The organism is Nocardioides soli, from assembly GCF_014191495.1.
In the GTDB taxonomy this organism is placed as follows: Bacteria; Actinomycetota; Actinomycetes; order Propionibacteriales; family Nocardioidaceae; genus Nocardioides; species Nocardioides soli.
The window spans coordinates 1,475,283-1,493,539 of record NZ_JACHWR010000002.1 but is presented as its reverse complement, the minus strand read 5'-3'; the positions used below and the strand labels follow the sequence as shown (position 1 = coordinate 1,493,539).

Here is an 18,257-nt window from a genome sequence, read left to right as displayed (position 1 = left end):
ACTACCCGCGTGCGTGCCCGACGCTCTTTAGTGACATGTGGAAGGTCGCGGACGCCCCGGTGGGCGGCAGCCGCCGGACGGACTAGCAGGACAGGAAGGGTCCGGCCACTGTCGGTGCCTGCCACTAGCCTCACCGAGCGTGAGGATCACCTGGGCTGAAACAGACGCCGAGCGCGGCGACGTGCAAGAGCTGTTCTCGCACGTCTTCACGGGCATCGAGGACAACGCGGTGCCGCTCGTCGCCTATGACTACATGTACGCGCCGCTCATCGCCCAGATCCGAGACGACGGCGACCGTCTCGTTGCCGCGGCGATGACCTGCCGGACTCAGGTAGCGGCAGGGAGCGTGCTCGCAAGCCGTCAAGGGCTTCCAGACCGTCTCGGGGTCCTGCCACTCATCGACAAGCACAGCGAGCTCGATCTCCTGGCAGTCGACGACTCGCACCGGGGGCTCGGATACGGCTCTGCGCTCCTCGATCACTTGGAGAGTGCTCTCGCGGCCCGTGGCGTCCGGGCCTGGTTCGGCAACGTGACGGTGAATCTCGACGCCGTCAGCCTGCGCATGTTCTACCGCCGGCACGGGTTCACGGTGCTCCCCGATTTCGAGCCGCTTCCGCCGCTCCTGGGCCGAAAGTGGCACGGACCGAACCTCGCCGCGCCCCAGTTCTGGTTCTACAAGCGGCCTGGTGCGGGCCCGCGCGTGCCTGTCGATGCCGCCTGACGCAGGCGACTCACACCCGGTGCCGAGGGCCCGGTGGCCTCGCCGGCAGCGGCCACGGGTCTCTACTGCACTGGCGGGTCTTCGGGGAGGCGGCCACGGCGTAGGAGTGCGCGCCCCGCGGCGAGAGTGGCGTGGATCGCCGGGGCCGTGGTGGAGATGGCCTCGTCGTCGCGGCGCCTCACGATTGAGATGAACGAGCCCTTCACGTCTCCGTCGACGATGGCGCCATGGACCAGGAAGGGCTTGAGCTCCTCCGGCTGAGGCGGAACCGCGATGAGCAGAAGGTCACCACCGTCGACATGGACCACCTCGATTGATAGGGCGTCGGGCGGCGGGTAAAGATGGTTCTGAAGGACCTGGACGTAGCGCCGCCGGACGTTCACATCAGGCGCAATTGGGGTGACGGCGTTGATCGTGTCGACGCTGCCGACCTTCTTGGTGGCGAGACCGATGACGACGAGACCTCCTGAGTCCGCATTCGCGAACTGAGCGACGGCCTGAGCGATCCGAATCCTCCCCTTCATATCCTGGAGTGGGTAGTGCTCTCGTTTCACCTCGAGCCACGACCCTTCGGGCTGCCCCAGGAGAGCAGTGGCGTGTCCGGCCCGCAGAAGATCCGCGACGGTCGCCGGTGTCAGGCCGCCGATGCTCGCGCCGATGAGTTCGACAATCTCGCGGCCGTCCTCGACGAGCTGGGCGCCAGTGCGGCTGCGGAGGTTGAAGCCTATCCGGATCTGAACGTGCCAGTATCGGCCGGCGTCATCGAGGTTCTCGGCGACGTCGACGAGCCACATGCGCTTGCGAGCCAACAGCGGCGCGATGCGGCCCTGGACCACCCCACGGGGCTGCTCGTCATCGGGGACGTCGTCGTCATAGTGGTCGAGCAGCATCACCAGTTCGCCGTCCGCGAGCTCGAAGGACACCTCCGAGTACATGAGGTACTCAAGGTCGTCATCCGCTGAGCCGTCAGTGACGACGCGCAAGGCGAGATCGTCGTTGTACAGGTCCGCATACCGGCGCAGCGCGTCCCTGAGATCCCTCGCGGGCACCGTCACGAGGTCATCGACGTGGGCTTCCGGGTTGATGTCCTCCACGCGACGGCTGCGGCCGTCGAACTCCCAATACCGGCCATCGTCGAAGACGCGGACCGTGCCGCGGGCGAGGGTCAGCCTTTCACGGCTCATGTGACACCTCCAGGCTCAGGCTCGCTCATCAAGTCCTATCCGGGCAACGTCGAGCCTCGTGATCCAGTCCACCGCCCGCTGATCGTTGATGGCGACCGACTTCGCTTGCTCCCAGAATCTCGTCTCACGGCGCTCGACTCTCCTTCCACAGCCGTTCTTTCCCAGGCGGCACGCATGCTACGGATCTCCGTTGGTCGCGCTCGGCCACCTCATGACCAGGGGATCTGGCGGGTTCGGGGTGGTCGGTGTGCATGGCGGGGTGAAGTTCTACCGCGGTGCGGCGAAGGCTGCTCGGGCGTATGTCGAACGCGATCGATCGCGCGCTGACGACTACTACCTCCGGGAAGGCGACGGGGTCGCGACCCGCCTGGTCGCCTCCCCAGACGGGGTCGAGCACGCCGGGGTCGAACGGGTCGGGTCCATGAGCGGCGACACCTACGAGCGGTGGGTCGCCGGGATCGATCTGGACACCGGGAAGCCGAGGGGTCGGCTCCGCCACGATGCCAGCGGGCTGCGGTTCGTCGAGGTAGTCGTGAACGGCCCGAAGACCTGGTCGCTGGCGGCGGCGCTGCATCCGGACGTCTCGGCTGCGCTCGACGCGGCCCAGGACAAGGCGGCCTCCGAGATCGTCGGGTGGGTGGCCGCGCACGCCACGACCCGGGTCGGTCCGCGTGGGCGGCAGGTCCAGGTTCCGGTCGAGGAGATCGAGGCCGCGGTGATCCGGCACTACACCTCACGAGCCGGCGATCCGCACCGACACCTCCACCTACAGATCAACGCCCGCGTCTACGCCGACGGCGGGTGGCGTGGGATCCACTCGGTCGGAATCCGCGACAGCATCGAGGCGATCAACGGCATCGGACACGCCGCGGTCGCGACCGACCCGGCGTTCCGGGCGGTGCTCGCTAGCCACGGGTTCACCATCGATGCCGAGACCGGCGAGATCAGCCAGCTCGCGCCCTATGTGGGTGCGTTCAGTGCCCGCACCCGGCAGATCCGCGGCAACATCGACCGCTACGAAGCCGCCTGGCGCAGCGACCATCCTGGCGAGGAGCCCGGGCCCCGGCTGCGGGATGCCTGGGACCGGCGGGCGTGGGCAGAAGCCCGGCCGGACAAGGTCACGCCGATCGACGGCGCCGGCCTCGTTGTCCGGTGGAACGAGGAGCTGCGTTCCCTCGGCTACCGGGACCCATCTGCTCCGGTGAGAGCTCAGACGCGACCAACGGCGACGCACCCGGGGCGGATCGACCGCGACGGCACCGCGACGCTCGTCGTCCAACGTCTCGGGGCGAAGAGATCGGCGTGGAACACCGCCGACATCCGCGGCCACGTCGAAGTCCTCCTCGCCCAGACCGCGCTGATCGCCGATCCGGCAGCCAGGCGTGAGCTGGCCGAGGACGTCACCGCCCGAGCCACCAACCGGTGCATCCGACTGCTGGCCTCCCCCGACGTTCCCGAACACATCCGCTCGCTGACCTCCCCCGCCGTCCTCGAGGTCGAGACCGACATCAGCCGCCGCCTGGCCGCCCGCGGCACCCAACCCGCACGGCGGGTACGTGTCGGCGCCCGAGGCCTGGACCGTGTCGACCCCGCGCAGGCCGCGGTCATCAGCACCTTGGCCGGCGACGGGCCGTTGGTGGTCGTCGAAGGTGCCGCGGGCGCTGGCAAGACAACCGCCCTGAAGGCGACCCAGACCCTGATCGCCCGACAAGGACGACGCCTCCTGGTCGTCACCCCGACCCTGAAGGCCGCGCACGTCGCCGCCGCCGAGACCGGCGCCGACGGCCACTCTGCCGCCTGGCTCGTGCACCAGCACGGCTGGCGCTGGGACCCCGACGGCCTCTGGACCCGCGAGCCCACCCCCTCCCCCTCTGAGGGGGCGCGGCTCGGCGCTGGTGACCTGTTGCTGGTGGACGAGGCCGGGATGCTCGACCAGGACACCGCGCGGGCACTCCTGACCGTCGCCGACGGGGCCGGCGCACGGATCGCGTTGGTCGGTGACCGCCACCAGCTCCCCGCGGTCGGCCGGGGCGGGGTCCTCGACCACGCCGTGGCCTGGGCTCGACCCGACGCCGTCGTCAGCCTCGACACGGTGCGCCGGTTCAGCGACCCGGCCTACGCCCGCCTGACCCTGAAGATGCGCCACGGCGAGGACCCCGCCGGCGTGTTCGAGGAGCTGCGGCGCCGCGGCCAGATCGTCATCCACCCCACCGACGTGGAACGCACGGCCGCGCTCGCCGACATCGGCGCACGCGGCGAGCTCGTCCTGACCGAGCACCGCGAACATCTCGTCGACCTCAACGCCGCCATCCGCGACCACCGCCGAGATACCTCCGACAAGAGCGCGGTCGAGCGGTCCATCACGACGACCGCCGGCGAGGTGATCGGCCTCGGCGATCGAGTGGCTACCCGCCGCAACGATCCCGACCTCGGCATCGCGAACCGGCAGACCTGGGCCGTCACCGGCATCGGCGACGACGGCAGCCTGATCCTCCACGGGCACCGCCGAGACACCGTGGTGCCGGCGGCGTACGCGAGGCGTTTCGTCGAGCTGGCCTTCGCCACTACCGTCCACGGTGCTCAAGGCGGCACCGTCCCGACCGCCCACGTCGCTATCACCGAGACCACCGGTGCGGCCGCCGCGTACGTCGCCATGACCCGCGGCCGCGACACCAACACCGCCCACCTCGTCGCCGACAACATCGACGACGCCAAGCGCCAGTGGACCGACGTCTTCAGCCGCACCCGCGCCGACCTGGGACCAGCCCACGCCCGGTCCCGCGCTATCGACGACATCGACCGCTACGGCCCCAGCGCCCCGCCCCACGACCACCAGCGCCGCACGACTGCGCCAGCCGCCGTACAACCGGCCACACCCCGGCCGGACATCGCCGTCGAGCTCTGAGCTTCGCAGGTTCCCGTGCGGTTGACGGTGCCGCCGAATCGGCGGCACCGCCTCTCCCAGCAGGGGCCGGAGCCGCCTCGTCCGCTCAGAAGCCGAGACTGGGTGGCTCGTTTCTCGGGACCGCCCGGGGCGGATCAGGCGGAAGGGACCGGTGCGTTCGTTGCAGCATCCGTGAGGCGTCATCGGCCAGGAGGGTGAGCTCGGTGTCGATGTCGTTTCCTCTGAGGATGAACTCCAGCATGTCCCGGTCGGTGTAGTAGCTGCGGATGTGCTGCTCGAGGTCTGCGCCAGTCGCCGTAGCCATGCCGAGCCGGGCAGCGAGGTCGCGGAGGTCCTGGGCGTCCTTCGCGCGCTGGGCGACGAGCTTGGTCGCGAACAGGAAGCCCTCATCGGCGTACGTCACCCGCAGCCCCGGCTCGGATGGCGGATCGAGTACCCCAGTGGGCAGTGGCGGCATCCACATCGCGGCGGTCGCGTTCAGCCAATGTGGGGTCAGCCCGCGCTCGACTGCGATGGCGCTCGCCTCCTCAAGGACGGCGGGGTCACGCGTCAGCGCGTCGACGTCCTGGGTGAGCCGACCGGCACGGATCCCGGTGGCCGCGATCGCGGCGCCTCCGACGACGAACACCGCTGCCGCCACACCTCGCACACGCAGGCGCTGGTCGAGTTCCGAGAGCAGCTCCGTGGTCAGCTTCGCGTCGAATTCGTGGACGCCTGGCCCGGTCATGCCGTCACCAGGTCGCGCGCCGGGACGAAGATGTTGCGTGCGCTGAGCCAGTCGGGCGTCTGAGCGCGGACGCGGTCCGGGTCGAGGAAGGGGTGTTCGGGCATCCAGGGCTCCGGCAGCGCCGCGACGGTGGTCGCCCAGATGGGGGCCGGTCGGCCGGCTTGCTCGAACTCGTGGGTGACGAGCGCTGCCAGGAGCGCGTCCCATCCGGCGGCACCGATGCTGGCGGGCTCGGCCTCCCACGCCGCCGCCAAGCCGGCGTCCTCGTCGCGGAGGATGACCGCAAGGTCGTCGCGGCCCTGGAGCAGCATCCGCCAGGTCCAGTCGGCCTCACCACCACGCTGCTGGGTCCGCATCGCCGCCGCCGTGGCCGGCGCGGACATCAGGCCCCGACCGGCCGCGGCGCCGAGCGCCTCCCCGATCCGACGGGCACGGAAGACGAAGTGCGCCGACGGCCGGGTCTGCCCACTCAGGTAGGTCGAGAGCCGTGCCGGCGAGGTCCCCAACGCCCGCGCGAAGGCAGCCTGGGACAGGCCGCTGGAGGTCACCGCTCCACGCAGGAACGCGATGACCTCGCGGGTGTCCGAATCCAGCTCCTCGACCACGACAGCCAGATTACCATTATCAGATTGGATAACAGGTCGATCGAGGAGGCAAGCAGCCTCACGTACATCGGAACCTCCCTTCATCATCCGTGCGCCCGCTCTGGCGTCGCCGATTCGGCGGCACCGCGTCTACGCGGCGCCTCGTTCGTCGTCGCCTCGTTCGTCGTCGCCGAGCAGCTGGTCGAGGACGTCCTCCTCGTCGTCGCTCTCCGGCCTGGCCAGCAGCGCCCCATCTGGGTCCACGGGCCGCAGGGCGAGCTCGAGTGCCTCGGCCGGTCCGAAGTCGATCGTGCGGTCGGGCTCGATGTAGTGGGCCTCGGTGACGGCCTTGGAGGTGTGGCCGAGGAACGAGGCCGCGGCGTCGACTCCCAGTCCGCGCGAGAGGACGGTGGCGCCCGTGCGCCGGTACCAGCGGGGGGTGATGCCCGAGTCCTGCAGGTTCGCCAGGACGAGGAACTCCCGGAACGTACGACGGAAGTTGTGCAGGGTGAGCGGGCCGCCGGTCCGGTTGTGGAAGATGGTCGTCTCCCGCTCCTCGGGCTTCATCTGGCTCAGCCTTCGTCGGATGACCACCGCCGCGAACTCGGGGACGGGCAGCTGACGCACCGATGCATCTGTCTTCGGGTGGTCCTGGCGGAACGTACCCCGGCCGGCCTGGTTCACGATCGTGCCGCGCACGTGGATGACCATGCCCCTGGGCCGGTCGTCGACGTCGCAGGGCCGCAGGGCGAGCACCTCTCCGGGCCTGACCGAGGTGCCGAGCAGGATCTCGATGGCGTCGCGGACCTGACCGTCGGGCTTCGGGCCCATCACGCCGGGCTCGGCGCGCCACCGCGCGGCTGCGGCACGGATGGCCTGGACCTGGCTCAGGGTCATGGCCTGGACGTGGTGCTTCGGTCGGGGAAGCGGCGAGGTGCCTTCGACGGGGTTGCGCCCGATGGCGTCGTGGCGCAGCGCGAAGCCGAAGAGCTGGTTGAGGACCGTCCGGGAGTGCTTGGCCCTGGAGTAGGAGACGGCGCGCTCGGTCTTGATGAAGGTCTCGGTACGCCCGGTGGTGATCTCGCCGAGGGTGTAGCTGTCGAAGAACGGCCGCACGTGCAGCCGGAGGTCGTCGCGGTAGTTGTCCTTCGTCCCCTCGGAGATGTCGCGGAGCTCGAGGTCGGCCAGCCACAGCTCGCACAGGTCGCCGAACGGGCTCGCGGGACTCAGCACTCCCCCGTGCCCGTACCCCGCGCGGTCGGCGAGCCGACGCTTCAACACGGCTTCCGCGGCGCGCGCCGAGCCGGCGGTCGCGGTGACCGGCCGCAGCCGCCCGTCGACGTCGCGGTAGCGGGTGAACGCCCGGTGTCGGCGTGGCCCGACCACGGTGACGGTGATCTGGCCGAAGGTGCCGATGGTCGTGCGGGGCCGGCCCCGGCTCATCGCCTGGCCCCAGCACCGCTCGCATCACCGGCCCCGTCACCGCTCGTGTCACCGGTCGTGTCTTCGGCCTCCAGGCGGGCCAGCCACGCCTCGACCTCGCTGATGCGGACGTGCAGCTCCCGCCCGACCCGGAACGCCCGCGGCCCTCGGCCCTGGCAGCGCAGGTCGTAGAGGGTCTGCACGCTGACGTGGAGGTGCTCGGCGAGCTCGGCGAGCGTGACCACCGGCTCCATCGCCACGACACGACTGGTGTCCATGCCACGTAGGTGGCCGAGCCCACCCGAGCCGTCTCGAACCCGTCCCAGACGACTCCTGGCCGGGCCCTGCCGCGCGGAATAAGTGTCGAATAAATGTCGAACGGCCATGCTGTCATCCCTTGTTCAGGATGCCGGCACGGCCGCTGACCTGCGTCTTTGGTGGAGCTGAGGGGACTCGAACCCCTGACCCTCTGCATGCCATGCAGATGCGCTACCAGCTGCGCCACAGCCCCATCGTCGCTGCCCCGGAGTACGGGGGTGACAACTCGCGGAATACTAGCCAACGGACTCGCCGGATGCGAAATCGGGGCCGGTCCGCGGTCAGGCCGTGCGGTTGTAGGCGAGCAGCCGAAGCCGGCCGCCGGGCTCGGCCTCGTCGAACTCGGCCCAGGCGCAGTTGGCGATGCCGTGTAGGGCGGACCCCGCGGCGACCGGCCAGCCGAGCAGCATCGGTACGGCGTCGCGGATCGCGGCGCCGTGGGAGACCGCGACGGCCGTCTCCCCCGGGGCGATCGAGGCGAGCAGGTCGCGCAGGGCCGCGACCATCCGGACCGCCACCTGCTCGGTCGTCTCGCCGCCGGGGATCAGGCTGTAGTCGCCGACCCGGAAGGCGGCGAACTCATCGGGGGCGAGGGCGGCGTACTCGTCGTGGGTCAGGCCCTGCCGGTCGGCGAGGAAGTACTCGCGCAGCCGGGAGTCGTACGTCGGGTCGAGCCCGGTCTCCTTCGCGACGTACGCCGCGGTCTCCCGGGCGCGGGCACTGTCGGAGGACCAGAGTGCCGTCGGGCGCATCGCGGCGATCACCGGCGCGACCGCGGCGGCCTGGCGGTGCCCGGTGTCGTCGATCTCGACGTCGCTCTGGCCCTGCAGCCGGCGCGCGGCGTTCCAGGCCGTGCGGCCGTGCCGCAGCAGCACCAGGCGCCGGGCCAGTTCAGTCATGCGAGACGACGTCGGCGGGCAGCTCGATCGTGGGGCAGTCGCGCCAGAGCCGCTCGAGGGCGTAGAACTGGCGCTCCTCCTCGTGCTGGATGTGCACGACGATCTCGCCGTAGTCGATGAGCACCCAGCGGCCGTCGCGCTCGCCCTCGCGGCGGATCGGCTTGGCGCCGATCTCGCGGAGCTTGTCCTCGACCTCGTCGACGATGGCCTTGACCTGCCGGTCGTTGCTGGCCGAGGCGAGCACGAAGGCGTCGGTGATCGCCAGCTGGTCGCTCACGTCGAAGGCCACGATCTGCTGGGCGAGCTTCTCCGACGCCGCACGGGCGGCGGCGCGCACGAGCTCGAGGGCGTGCTCGGTGGCGGTCAAGACTGATCCTTCGGGTAGAGGTGGTGCTTGGCGATGTACTGGACGACGCCGTCGGGCACGAGGTACCAGACCGGCTCGCCGCGGCGGGTCCGCTCCCGGCAGTCGGTGGAGGAGATCGCCAGCGCGGGGATCTCGACCATCGTCACCCGGTCGGCGGGGATCGCGCCGAGGGTGGCGTCGTCCATCGTGTAGCCGGGCCGGGTGCAGCCGACGAACTGGGCCAGCGCGAAGAGCTCCTCCGGGTGCCGCCAGGTGAAGATGTCGGCCAGCGCATCGGCCCCGGTGATGAAGTAGAGCTCGGCGTCCGGCAGCTGCGTGTGCAGGTCGCGCAGCGTGTCGATCGTGTACGTCGGACCGCGCCGGTCGATGTCGACCCGGGAGACCGTGAACCGCGGGTTGGACGCGGTGGCGATCACCGTCATCAGGTAGCGGTGCTCGGCCGGGGTCACCACCCGGTCGGACTTCTGCCACGGATCGCCGGTCGGCACGAAGACGACCTCGTCGAGGTCGAACCACGCCTGGACCTCCGACGCGGCCACCAGGTGACCGTGGTGGATGGGGTCGAAGGTGCCGCCCATCACCCCCACCCGCCGACGCGGGTGGGAGCCGGGGTCGGCGATCTGCCCGGTCGTCAGCTGTGCTCTCGTCCGGCGCCGAAGAAGATCAGCCCGAGCAGCAGCGCCATCAGGAAGGCGAGGGTGACGCCACCGACGAGCCAGTGGTTGGGCACGTTCTCGTTGATGTGCTCCTCGGCCGCGAGGGCGACGACGTACGCGTTCAGCATGACCGACAGCCTACCGGGCTCACCGGACATGTCCGTCGCCGGTGACGACGTACTTGGTCGACGTCATCTCGGGCAGCCCCATCGGGCCCCGGGCGTGCAGCTTCTGGGTGCTGATCCCGATCTCCGCACCGAAGCCGAACTCACCCCCGTCGGTGAACCGCGTCGACGCGTTCACCAGCACCGCCGCGGAGTCCACGGCGGCCGTGAACCGCCGGGCGGCGCCGAGGTCCTCGGTCACGATCGCGTCGGTGTGCTGGCTCGAGAACCGCCGGATGTGCTCGATGGCCGCGTCCAGGTCGGGTACGACGGCCGCGGACATGTCGAGCGAGAGGTACTCCGCCGCGTGGTCCTCGTCGGTGGCCGCCACGACTCCCTCGTGGGCCTGGAACGCCGCGTCGCCGTGGATGGTCACCCCGGCGTCCTGGAGGGCGGCGACCACCAGCGGGACGAAGCTGTCGACGAGGTCGGCGTGCACCAGCAACGACTCGGCCGAGTTGCAGACGCTGGTGCGGTGCGTCTTGGCGTTGAGCACGATCGCGAGCGCCTTGTCGAGGTCGGCGGCCCGGTCGACGTACACGTGGCAGTTGCCGACGCCGGTCTCGATCACGGGCACGGTCGACTCCTCGACCACGGACCGGATCAGGCCCGCTCCCCCGCGCGGGATCAGCACGTCGACGTGGCCGCGGGCCCGCATCAGGGCCTTGACGCTCTCGTGGCTGTCGCCGGGCACCAGCTGCACCACATCGGGGTCGAGGTCGGCGTCCCCCACCGCGGTCCGGAGCGCGGCGACGATCGCGGCGTTGCTCGACCGGGCGCTGGAGCTGCCCCGGAGCAGCACCGCATTGCCCGACTTGAGGCAGATGCCGGCGGCATCGGCGGTGACGTTGGGACGCGCCTCGTAGATCATCCCGACCACGCCGAACGGCACCCGCACCTGGCGCAGCTCGAGCCCGTTGGCGAGGGTGCTCCCGCGCACGACCTCACCGACCGGGTCGGGCAGGTCCGCGACGTCGCGCAGGCCCTGGGCCATGCCGGCGAGGCGGTCCGGGGTGAGTCGGAGTCGGTCGACGATGTTCGGCGGCGTGCCGGCCGTCTCGGCGCGCGCCACGTCCTCGTCGTTGGCGGCGAGGATCTCGTCCTGGTGGGCGAGGAGGGAGTCCGCCATCGCGTGCAGCGCGCGGTCCTTCTCGGCCCGGGTCGCGAGCGCGAGGCCATGGCTGGCCGCGCGGGCCCGCTCGGCGACGGCGAGCACGTCCTGCTGGGTGTTCATGCCATCGAGGGTAGTTCCGTGCGACTCGGACGCCGACTCCGTCTTGCCGGTCAGGCAACCAAAGCGGCCCGACCCGCGTCGTACGCTCGTCCAACTCGTTCGGGGGAAGGTAAGTCCATGCTCCGCTCCTCTCGCGCGGGCGCGCTCCTCGCGTCGCTCGCACTCGCCGGGTCCGCGCTCGCCGTCGTCGAGCCGACGCTCGCGCAGCCCGCCGTGGCCGAGGCCCCGGCCCGGGTCGCCGCCGCGCCGTTCACGCTCTGGGCGCCCAAGCAGGTGACGGCCTACTCCTACCGCGGGCGCACCTGGACCGACCTCGGGCTGCGGGCCGTCGCCCAGGGCGCGCCGTTCGAGCTGTGGTCGACGCGGGCGTCGTACGCCGAGAGGATCCGCACCGTCTGGCGCTCCCCCGCCGGTGACGTCGCGCTGCCGACCGGCTCGATGACGGACTTCTCCGGGCTCGGCGGCTTCCTGCGGGTCACCATCGAGCCGCGGCACGGCAAGGCGATCGTGCTGAAGCGGAAGGTCTGCCTCAACGGCTGGTCGGAGCGAGTGCAGCCGAACGCCGACCCGAGCTCGCCGTACCCCGCCGGCTGCTGGAACAACCCCTTCAGCATCGGCTCCGTGCAGGGCATCCAGCAGGGCTGGGCGACGACGCTGCTCACCGCCGGGCGGCCGCTGCGCATCGGGCCGGGCCGCTACACGGTCAAGGTCCGGGTGGCGCGGTCGTACGCCGAGGCGTTCGGTCTCTCGACGGCCGACGCGAGCCGCACCGTGCGGCTGACGGTGAAGGACGAGGAGGCGATCGAGGAGGAGGCCGGCCACGGCCACGCCCGCCGGCCGGCGCGACCCGCCCGACCCACCGCTCCGACCGGGCCCGCGCAGCGCCCCGACGGCCCGACCCCCGACCTGCGCGCGCTGCCGGCCTGGGGCATCTCGCTGTCGAGGAACAGCAGGTACCTGCGCTTCTCCGCCACCGTGTGGAACGGCGGCGACAGCCCGCTGGTGGTCGACGGCTTCCGACAGCGCGGCGCGGACCTGATGGACGCCTACCAGTACTTCTTCGACGGCGCCGGCAACCAGACCGGCTACGCCCCCGTCGGCCGGCTGCACTGGGACGCCAAGCCGTCGCACCAGCACTGGCACTTCGAGGACTTCGCCCGCTACACGCTGCTGCGCAAGGACCGGACCGAGGCGGCGGTGTCGAAGAAGGAGGCCTTCTGCCTGGCCAACACCGACGCGATCGACCTGACCGTCCCCAACGCGCTGTGGAAGCCCGAGAACACCGACCTGGCCACGTCGTGCGGCGACCAGTCGTCGCTGAGCATCCGCGAGGTGCTCGCCTCCGGCTGGGGCGACACCTACACCCAGATGCGCGCCGGCCAGTCCTTCCGCGTCGACCACCTGCCCAACGGCGTCTACTACGTCTCGGTGACCGCCAACCCCGACGGCAACCTGGTCGAGACCACCACCGGCAACAACGTCGCCCTGCGCAGGATCCGCCTCGGCGGCACCCGCACGGAGCGGACGGTCGAGGTCGCCCAGGTCGGCATCGTCGACGACGAGTCGTACGGCGGCACCGGCTGACTGGCGTCGAGACACCAGAAATGGCTCCCGGGATCACCTCCCGGGAGCCATTCTGAGTGTCTCGACGGCGCAGCTCGCGCCGGACGATCAGCCCTTGCGCTTGACGATCTGCTCGGTCGCGGCGGGCAGGACCGTGTGCAGGTCGCCCACGACGCCGAAGTCGACGAGCTCGAAGATCGGGGCCTCCTCGTCCTTGTTGACGGCCACGATCGTCTTCGAGGTCTGCATGCCGGCCCGGTGCTGGATCGCGCCGGAGATGCCGTTGGCGACGTAGAGCTGCGGGGAGACGGTCTTGCCGGTCTGGCCCACCTGGAAGCTGTGCGGCATCCAGCCCGAGTCGACCGCGGCACGCGAGGCGCCGACGGCGGCGCCGAGGGCGTCGGCGAGCGCCTCGACCGGCTCGAAGTTGCCGCCGGTGCCGCGGCCACCGGAGACCACGATCGCGGCCTCGGTGAGCTCGGGGCGGCCGGTCGCCTGACGCGGCTGCGAGGCCACGATCTGCGCCTTCTTGGCGGCGTCGGAGATCGTCGCGGCGAACTCCACGACGGCACCCGCCCCCGCCGACTCCTCCGGAGCCGCGGAGTTGGGCTTGACGGTGATGATCGGGGTGCCCTTCGTGACCTTGCCGGTCAGGGTGAAGTTGCCGGCGAACACGCTCTGCGTAGCGACACCGTCGGCGGTGACGTCGACGGCGTCGGTGATCAGGCCCGACTCGATCTTGATCGCGAGGCGGGCGCCGATCTCCTTGCCCTCCGCGGAGGACGGGATCAGGATCGCGGCAAGCCCCCCGTTGCCGAGCGCCTGCGCGGCGATCTGCTGGAGCACCTCCGCCTTCGGAGCCACCAGGTAGCCCTTGATCTGCGCGTCGTCGACGACGTAGACCTTCTCGGCGCCGTACTGCTTCACCTTCTCGGTGACCCCATCAGCACCGCCGGCCCGCGCGGCCGGGCCGATGAAGACGGCCGAGGGCTCGCCGAGGCGCTTGGCGATCGTGAGGAGCTCGTACGTCGGCTTGCGCACCGCGCCGTCGACGTGGTCGATCAGGACGAGAACTTCAGACATCAGACGCTCCTCAGATGAACTTCTTCGAGGCGAGGAACTCGGTCAACGCCGTGGCGCCCGAGCCGTCCTCGTCCTTGACGATCTCGCCGGCGGTGCGCGGCGGACGGGCGGTGGTGTCCTCGACCGTGGTCCACGCCGCGGCCAGGCCGACCTGCCCCGCGTCGACCCCGAGGTCGCCCAGCGACCAGGTCTCCAACGGCTTCTTCTTCGCGGCCATGATGCCCTTGAACGACGGGTAGCGGGCCTCGCCCGACTGGTCGGTCACCGAGAGCACCAGCGGCATCGTGCCGCCGATCACCTCGGTCGCGGTGTCGCCGTCGCGCTTGACCCGCACCTGGTCGCCCTGCGTCTCCACGACGGAGGCGAGCGTGACCTGCGGCAGGCCGAGGCGCTCGGCCAGCATCGCCGGCACCACGCCGCCGGAGGCGTCGGTCGACGCCATCCCGCACATCACCACGTCCGGACTCCCGGAGTCCGCGGCGATCTTCTCGATCGCCTTCGCCAGCACCAGCGACGTCGCGACGTAGTCCGAGCCCGCGATCGCCTCGTCGCTCACGTGGACGGCCTTGTCGGCCCCCATCTGGAGCGCCTTGCGCACCGCGTCGACCGCCTTCTCGGGGCCGATGGTCAGCGCGGTGACCACGGTCTCCGTGCCCTCGCCGGCCTTCTCCTTCAGCTGGAGCGCCTGCTCCACGGCGTACTCGTCGAGCTCGGAGAGCAGCCCGTCGACGCCGACGCGGTCCACGGTGTTGTCCGACTCGAACTGCCGGTCGGCAGTGGCGTCGGGGACGTACTTCACACAGACGACAATGTTCATGGTGGTGTGGCCGGGACGGCCCCTCCTGTGTCCGATTCCGAGGGCACCGCGCAGCGACGCACCTCAATCCAGGGATGTGGTCGTGAGGCTACCGTCGCGTACCACGGGCCGAAACCGGCGACAGGGTCGGCTTCGTCACAGCCGCGCTGTCAAGCTCGGCCCGAGCTCCCGTCGGGCCGGGCGCAGGTCAGGGCCGGACGATCCGCTCCAGGATCCGTCCGACGACCAGGTAGGCGACCGCGCCGAGGCCCCAGTTGGCCAGCGCGCTCTTGGTCGCCGCGTCGGCCCCCTCGAAGGTGAAGATGCCGTTGTCGCGGGAGAAGACCCCCAGGTCGATGGCGTCGGCGGCGTCGAGGACGAACGAGACGAGCGCGTTGTCCTGGTTCGCGTCCAAGGCGATCAGCAGGGCACCGGTGGCGAGGAACAGCGCACAGACCACCGCGACCAGCCAGATCACCTGGGCCAGGCGCGCGCGCACCGCGACGCCGGCGCCACCGCCCCTTCTCCGCTCCGCCACGTCCGTTCCCATCTGCCTCACCCCTTCGTCGAGGCGACGATCCCCATCCTGACCCATCGGCAAACGGTCAGCGACCCACGAACGCCGCCTTCCCGGGTCCGTTCGCCACGAAGGACTCCATGCCGATCGTGCGGTCCTCGGTCGCGAACAGCGCCGCGAACTGCTGCCGCTCGATCTCCAGCCCGGTCTCGAGGTCGACCTCGCTCCCCCGGTCGATCGACTCCTTGGCCGCCCGGACGGCGTACGACGCGGCGCCCGCGAACTGCTTCGCCCACGCGACGGCCTCGTCGTACACCGCGTCCGCGGCGACGACCCGGTCGACCAGGCCGATCTCGAGCGCCTCGTCGGCCTTGACGAAGCGGCCGGTGAAGATCAGGTCCTTGGCCTTGCTCGGGCCGACCAGGCGGGTCAGCCGCTGGGTGCCGCCGGCGCCGGGGATGATGCCGAGCAGGATCTCGGGCTGGCCGAGCACGGCGTCCTCCGCCGCGAAGCGCACGTCGGCGCATAGCGCCAGCTCGCAGCCGCCGCCGAGGGCATAGCCGGTGACCGCGGCGACGACCGGCTTGGGGATCCGCGCGACGGCGCCGAACGACGACTGCAGCGCGCCGGACCGCTTCACCATGTCCGTGTAGGACATGTCGGCCATCTCCTTGATGTCGGCGCCCGCCGCGAAGACCCGCTCGCCGCCATAGATGACGACGGCCTTGACGTCGTCGCGCTCGGTGGCCTCCAGGGCCGCGGCGCGGATCTCCTCCTGGACCTGCACGTTGAGGGCGTTCATCTTCGGCCGGTCCAGCCGGATCGTCCCGACCCCGTCGGCCACCTCCAGTCGCACGAACTCGCCCATCACGCACCTCGCCTCTCGGTCTGCGGCTGCCCGCCGCTGTTGTCCACGTCCGGTCTCGGGCATTGTGCCGTGATCGGGAACAATGGCGAGCGTGACCCCTGGACTCTGGCGCAGCCGCGGTGAGCGCGCGCCGGTCTGGCCCGGCCGCAGCTGGCCCCTCGGGTCGACGTGGTCGGCGGAGGCCACCAACTTCGCGGTGCACGCGCCGCGCGCCACCGCCGCCTGGGTCTGCCTCTTCGACGACGAGGGCGGCGAACAGCGGCACCGGCTCACCGAGCAGACGCTCGGCATCTGGCACGGAGCGATCCCGGACGTCGCACCGAGCACCCGCTACGGCTACCGGGTCGCCGGGCCCTGGGACCCCGATCAGGGACTGCGGTTCAACCCGAACAAGCTGCTGCTCGACCCGTTCGCCCGTGCCGTCTCCGGCGACCTGACCGTGGACCCCGCCATCTTCGGCTACGACCTGGACGAGCCGGCGGCGATGGACACGCGCGACTCCGCGCCGTACGTCCAGCGCAGCGTGGTCGTCGACGACCGCTTCGACTGGGGCGAGGACCGGCCGCTGCGCTACCGGTGGCGCGACAGCGTCATCTACGAGATGCACGTGAAGGGCATGACCCAGCTGCACGACCGGGTGCCCGAGGAGCTGCGCGGGACGTACGCCGGGCTCGCCACGCCCGCGGTGACCGGCTACCTCCGCGACCTCGGCGTCACCGCGGTCGAGCTGCTGCCGGTGCACCAGTTCGTCTCCGAGCCGGCGCTGACCGAGCGCGGCCTGACCAACTACTGGGGCTACAACTCGATCGGCTACTTCGCCCCGCACCACGCCTACTCCTCCGCCGGCGACCGCGGGCAGCAGGTCACCGAGTTCAAGCAGATGGTCAAGGGGCTGCACGAGGCCGGCATCGAGGTGATCCTCGATGTCGTCTACAACCACACCGCCGAGGCGGGGCCGCTCGGGCCGACCCTGTCCTTCCGGGGCCTCGACGACCGCGGCTTCTACTGCCGGGGCGGCGACGGTGCACCGGGGGCGCCCTTCCAGGACACCTACTGGGACGTGACCGGCTGCGGCAACACCGTCGACGCGTCGAACCCCTTCGCGCTGCGGCTGATCCTCGACTCCCTGCGCTACTGGGTCACCGAGATGCACGTCGACGGCTTCCGCTTCGACCTGATGTCGGCACTGACCCGGGTGCACCACCGGGTCGACATGAACAACCACCTGCTGATGGCGATCGGCCAGGATCCCGTGCTGCGGCACGTGAAGCTGATCGCCGAGCCGTGGGACGCCTCGATGGACGGCTACCGCGTGGGCGAGTTCCCGCCGCCGTGGGTGGAGTGGAACGACCAGTACCGCGACGAGCTCCGCGACTTCTGGCGCAACCACACCTCGGGCATCCGCACCGTCGCGACCCGGCTGGCCGGCTCCTCCGACCTCTACCTGGACGACGGGCGCTCGCCGTACGCCTCGGTCAACTTCGTCACCGCCCATGACGGGTTCACGCTGCGCGACCTGGTGACGTACGAGCGGAAGCACAACGAGGCGAACGGCGAGGACAACCGCGACGGCACCGACAACAACCGCTCGTGGAACCACGGGCTCGAGGGCGAGACCGACGACCCGGCGCTGCTCGGCGTACGCCGACGGCAGGCGGCCAACATGATGGCGACGCTGTGCCTCTCGAACGGTGTCCCGATGATCACCGCGGGCGACGAGCGTGGACGCACCCAGGGCGGCAACAACAACGCCTACGCCCAGGACAACGAGACCTCGTGGATCGACTGGCGCCCCGACGACGCCTGGCTCGACGTGTACGAGATCACCAAGACCGCGCTCCGGCTGCGGCGCGAGCACCCGGCGCTGCGACAGCGGCACTGGTTCGAGGGACGACCCACGATCCGCGGCGGCCCCAAGGACCTGGCCTGGCTGCACCCCTCCGGCCGCGAGATGACCGGCGACGACTGGCACGACCCGAACCTGCGCGCGATCGGCATGTTCGTCTCCGGCGCGCCGCTGCGCTCCCCCGGCCCCCGCGGCGAGCAGCAGGTGGACCGGTCCTTCATGCTCTGGTTCAACTCCGACTGGCTGCCCCAGCGCATCACGCTCCCCGAGAACGACTGGGTGCAGACCGGCGAGGTGGTGCTCTCCACCGACGTCCGACTCCCGGTCGGCACCCACGTCGAGGCCGGCGACCGGATCGCCGTCGGCCGCCGTACCGTCGTCGTCCTCCGCGAGGTCTGACCGC

18 protein-coding genes and 1 tRNA gene are annotated in these 18,257 nt (G+C 70.9%); 4 read left to right on the top strand and 15 right to left on the bottom strand.

Features of this window, described 5'->3' with window-relative positions; translation table 11 throughout:
* Positions 1-139 precede the first annotated feature (139 nt).
* Complete coding sequence (locus tag FHU40_RS17390) at positions 140-721, top strand: GNAT family N-acetyltransferase (protein ID WP_183593483.1); 582 nt, start codon at positions 140-142, stop codon at positions 719-721.
* 62 nt (positions 722-783) lie between these two features.
* Here FHU40_RS17390 and FHU40_RS17385 read toward each other — a convergent pair whose 3' ends face one another.
* Positions 784-1,905 carry an AlbA family DNA-binding domain-containing protein gene (locus FHU40_RS17385; protein WP_183593482.1) on the bottom strand — a complete coding sequence of 374 codons (1,122 nt, stop codon included), beginning with the start codon at positions 1,903-1,905 and terminating at the stop codon, positions 784-786.
* A 211-nt stretch (positions 1,906-2,116) separates the two neighbouring features.
* Here FHU40_RS17385 and mobF point away from each other — a divergent pair, with 211 nt between their 5' ends.
* On the top strand, positions 2,117-4,810 hold the full coding sequence (gene mobF / locus FHU40_RS17380; RefSeq protein ID WP_221199881.1) for a MobF family relaxase: 2,694 nt from the start codon (positions 2,117-2,119) through the stop codon (positions 4,808-4,810).
* A gap of 85 nt (positions 4,811-4,895) precedes the next feature.
* Here mobF and FHU40_RS17375 read toward each other — a convergent pair whose 3' ends face one another.
* The 10 genes from FHU40_RS17375 to FHU40_RS17330 all read right to left on the bottom strand — a co-directional run bounded on the left by FHU40_RS17375 (position 4,896) and on the right by FHU40_RS17330 (position 11,181).
* On the bottom strand, positions 4,896-5,537 hold the full coding sequence (locus FHU40_RS17375) for a hypothetical protein (protein ID WP_183593481.1): 642 nt from the start codon (positions 5,535-5,537) through the stop codon (positions 4,896-4,898).
* The gene (locus FHU40_RS17370) at positions 5,534-6,142 is read right to left on the bottom strand and encodes a helix-turn-helix domain-containing protein (RefSeq protein WP_221199880.1); all 609 of its coding nucleotides are present in this window, start codon (positions 6,140-6,142) and stop codon (positions 5,534-5,536) included. The genes FHU40_RS17375 and FHU40_RS17370 overlap by 4 nt, the downstream gene beginning before the upstream one ends.
* A gap of 129 nt (positions 6,143-6,271) precedes the next feature.
* Positions 6,272-7,564, bottom strand: coding sequence for a tyrosine-type recombinase/integrase (locus FHU40_RS17365; RefSeq protein ID WP_183593480.1), 1,293 nt, complete (start codon positions 7,562-7,564; stop codon positions 6,272-6,274).
* On the bottom strand, positions 7,561-7,821 hold the full coding sequence (locus FHU40_RS17360; protein ID WP_183593479.1) for a helix-turn-helix transcriptional regulator: 261 nt from the start codon (positions 7,819-7,821) through the stop codon (positions 7,561-7,563). The genes FHU40_RS17365 and FHU40_RS17360 overlap by 4 nt, the downstream gene beginning before the upstream one ends.
* Positions 7,822-7,978: 157 nt before the next feature.
* A tRNA-Ala gene (locus FHU40_RS17355) sits at positions 7,979-8,054 on the bottom strand.
* Between the two features lie 88 nt (positions 8,055-8,142).
* On the bottom strand, positions 8,143-8,760 hold the full coding sequence (locus FHU40_RS17350; protein WP_183593478.1) for a histidine phosphatase family protein: 618 nt from the start codon (positions 8,758-8,760) through the stop codon (positions 8,143-8,145).
* Complete coding sequence (gene rsfS, locus FHU40_RS17345) at positions 8,753-9,127, bottom strand: ribosome silencing factor (protein ID WP_183593477.1); 375 nt, start codon at positions 9,125-9,127, stop codon at positions 8,753-8,755. Before rsfS ends, FHU40_RS17350 begins: the two co-directional genes overlap by 8 nt.
* On the bottom strand, positions 9,124-9,747 hold the full coding sequence (gene nadD, locus FHU40_RS17340; RefSeq protein WP_286674393.1) for a nicotinate-nucleotide adenylyltransferase: 624 nt from the start codon (positions 9,745-9,747) through the stop codon (positions 9,124-9,126). The genes rsfS and nadD overlap by 4 nt, the downstream gene beginning before the upstream one ends.
* A gap of 11 nt (positions 9,748-9,758) precedes the next feature.
* Positions 9,759-9,911: a hypothetical protein gene (locus tag FHU40_RS17335; protein ID WP_183593476.1), complete on the bottom strand. Its 153-nt coding sequence runs from the start codon at positions 9,909-9,911 to the stop codon at positions 9,759-9,761.
* 19 nt (positions 9,912-9,930) lie between these two features.
* Positions 9,931-11,181: a glutamate-5-semialdehyde dehydrogenase gene (locus FHU40_RS17330; RefSeq protein WP_183593475.1), complete on the bottom strand. Its 1,251-nt coding sequence runs from the start codon at positions 11,179-11,181 to the stop codon at positions 9,931-9,933.
* A 117-nt stretch (positions 11,182-11,298) separates the two neighbouring features.
* On the opposite strand from FHU40_RS17330, the gene FHU40_RS17325 reads away from it, so the two are divergent.
* A complete protein-coding gene (locus tag FHU40_RS17325; protein ID WP_183593474.1) occupies positions 11,299-12,765 on the top strand; it encodes a lysyl oxidase family protein in 1,467 nt (488 codons plus the stop codon).
* Positions 12,766-12,852: 87 nt separating this feature from the next.
* Here the strand turns inward: FHU40_RS17325 and FHU40_RS17320 are convergent, their stop codons facing one another.
* From FHU40_RS17320 to FHU40_RS17305, 4 genes are all read right to left on the bottom strand, one after another.
* Positions 12,853-13,827, bottom strand: coding sequence for an electron transfer flavoprotein subunit alpha/FixB family protein (locus FHU40_RS17320; RefSeq protein ID WP_183593473.1), 975 nt, complete (start codon positions 13,825-13,827; stop codon positions 12,853-12,855).
* 10 nt (positions 13,828-13,837) lie between these two features.
* A complete protein-coding gene (locus FHU40_RS17315; RefSeq protein ID WP_252274623.1) occupies positions 13,838-14,626 on the bottom strand; it encodes an electron transfer flavoprotein subunit beta/FixA family protein in 789 nt (262 codons plus the stop codon).
* A 205-nt stretch (positions 14,627-14,831) separates the two neighbouring features.
* The gene (locus FHU40_RS17310; RefSeq protein ID WP_183593471.1) at positions 14,832-15,173 is read right to left on the bottom strand and encodes a hypothetical protein; all 342 of its coding nucleotides are present in this window, start codon (positions 15,171-15,173) and stop codon (positions 14,832-14,834) included.
* Between the two features lie 55 nt (positions 15,174-15,228).
* Complete coding sequence (locus FHU40_RS17305; protein WP_183593470.1) at positions 15,229-16,008, bottom strand: enoyl-CoA hydratase/isomerase family protein; 780 nt, start codon at positions 16,006-16,008, stop codon at positions 15,229-15,231.
* Positions 16,009-16,099: 91 nt separating this feature from the next.
* On the opposite strand from FHU40_RS17305, the gene glgX reads away from it, so the two are divergent.
* A complete protein-coding gene (gene glgX, locus FHU40_RS17300; RefSeq protein ID WP_183593469.1) occupies positions 16,100-18,253 on the top strand; it encodes a glycogen debranching protein GlgX in 2,154 nt (717 codons plus the stop codon).
* Positions 18,254-18,257: the final 4 nt, after the last annotated feature.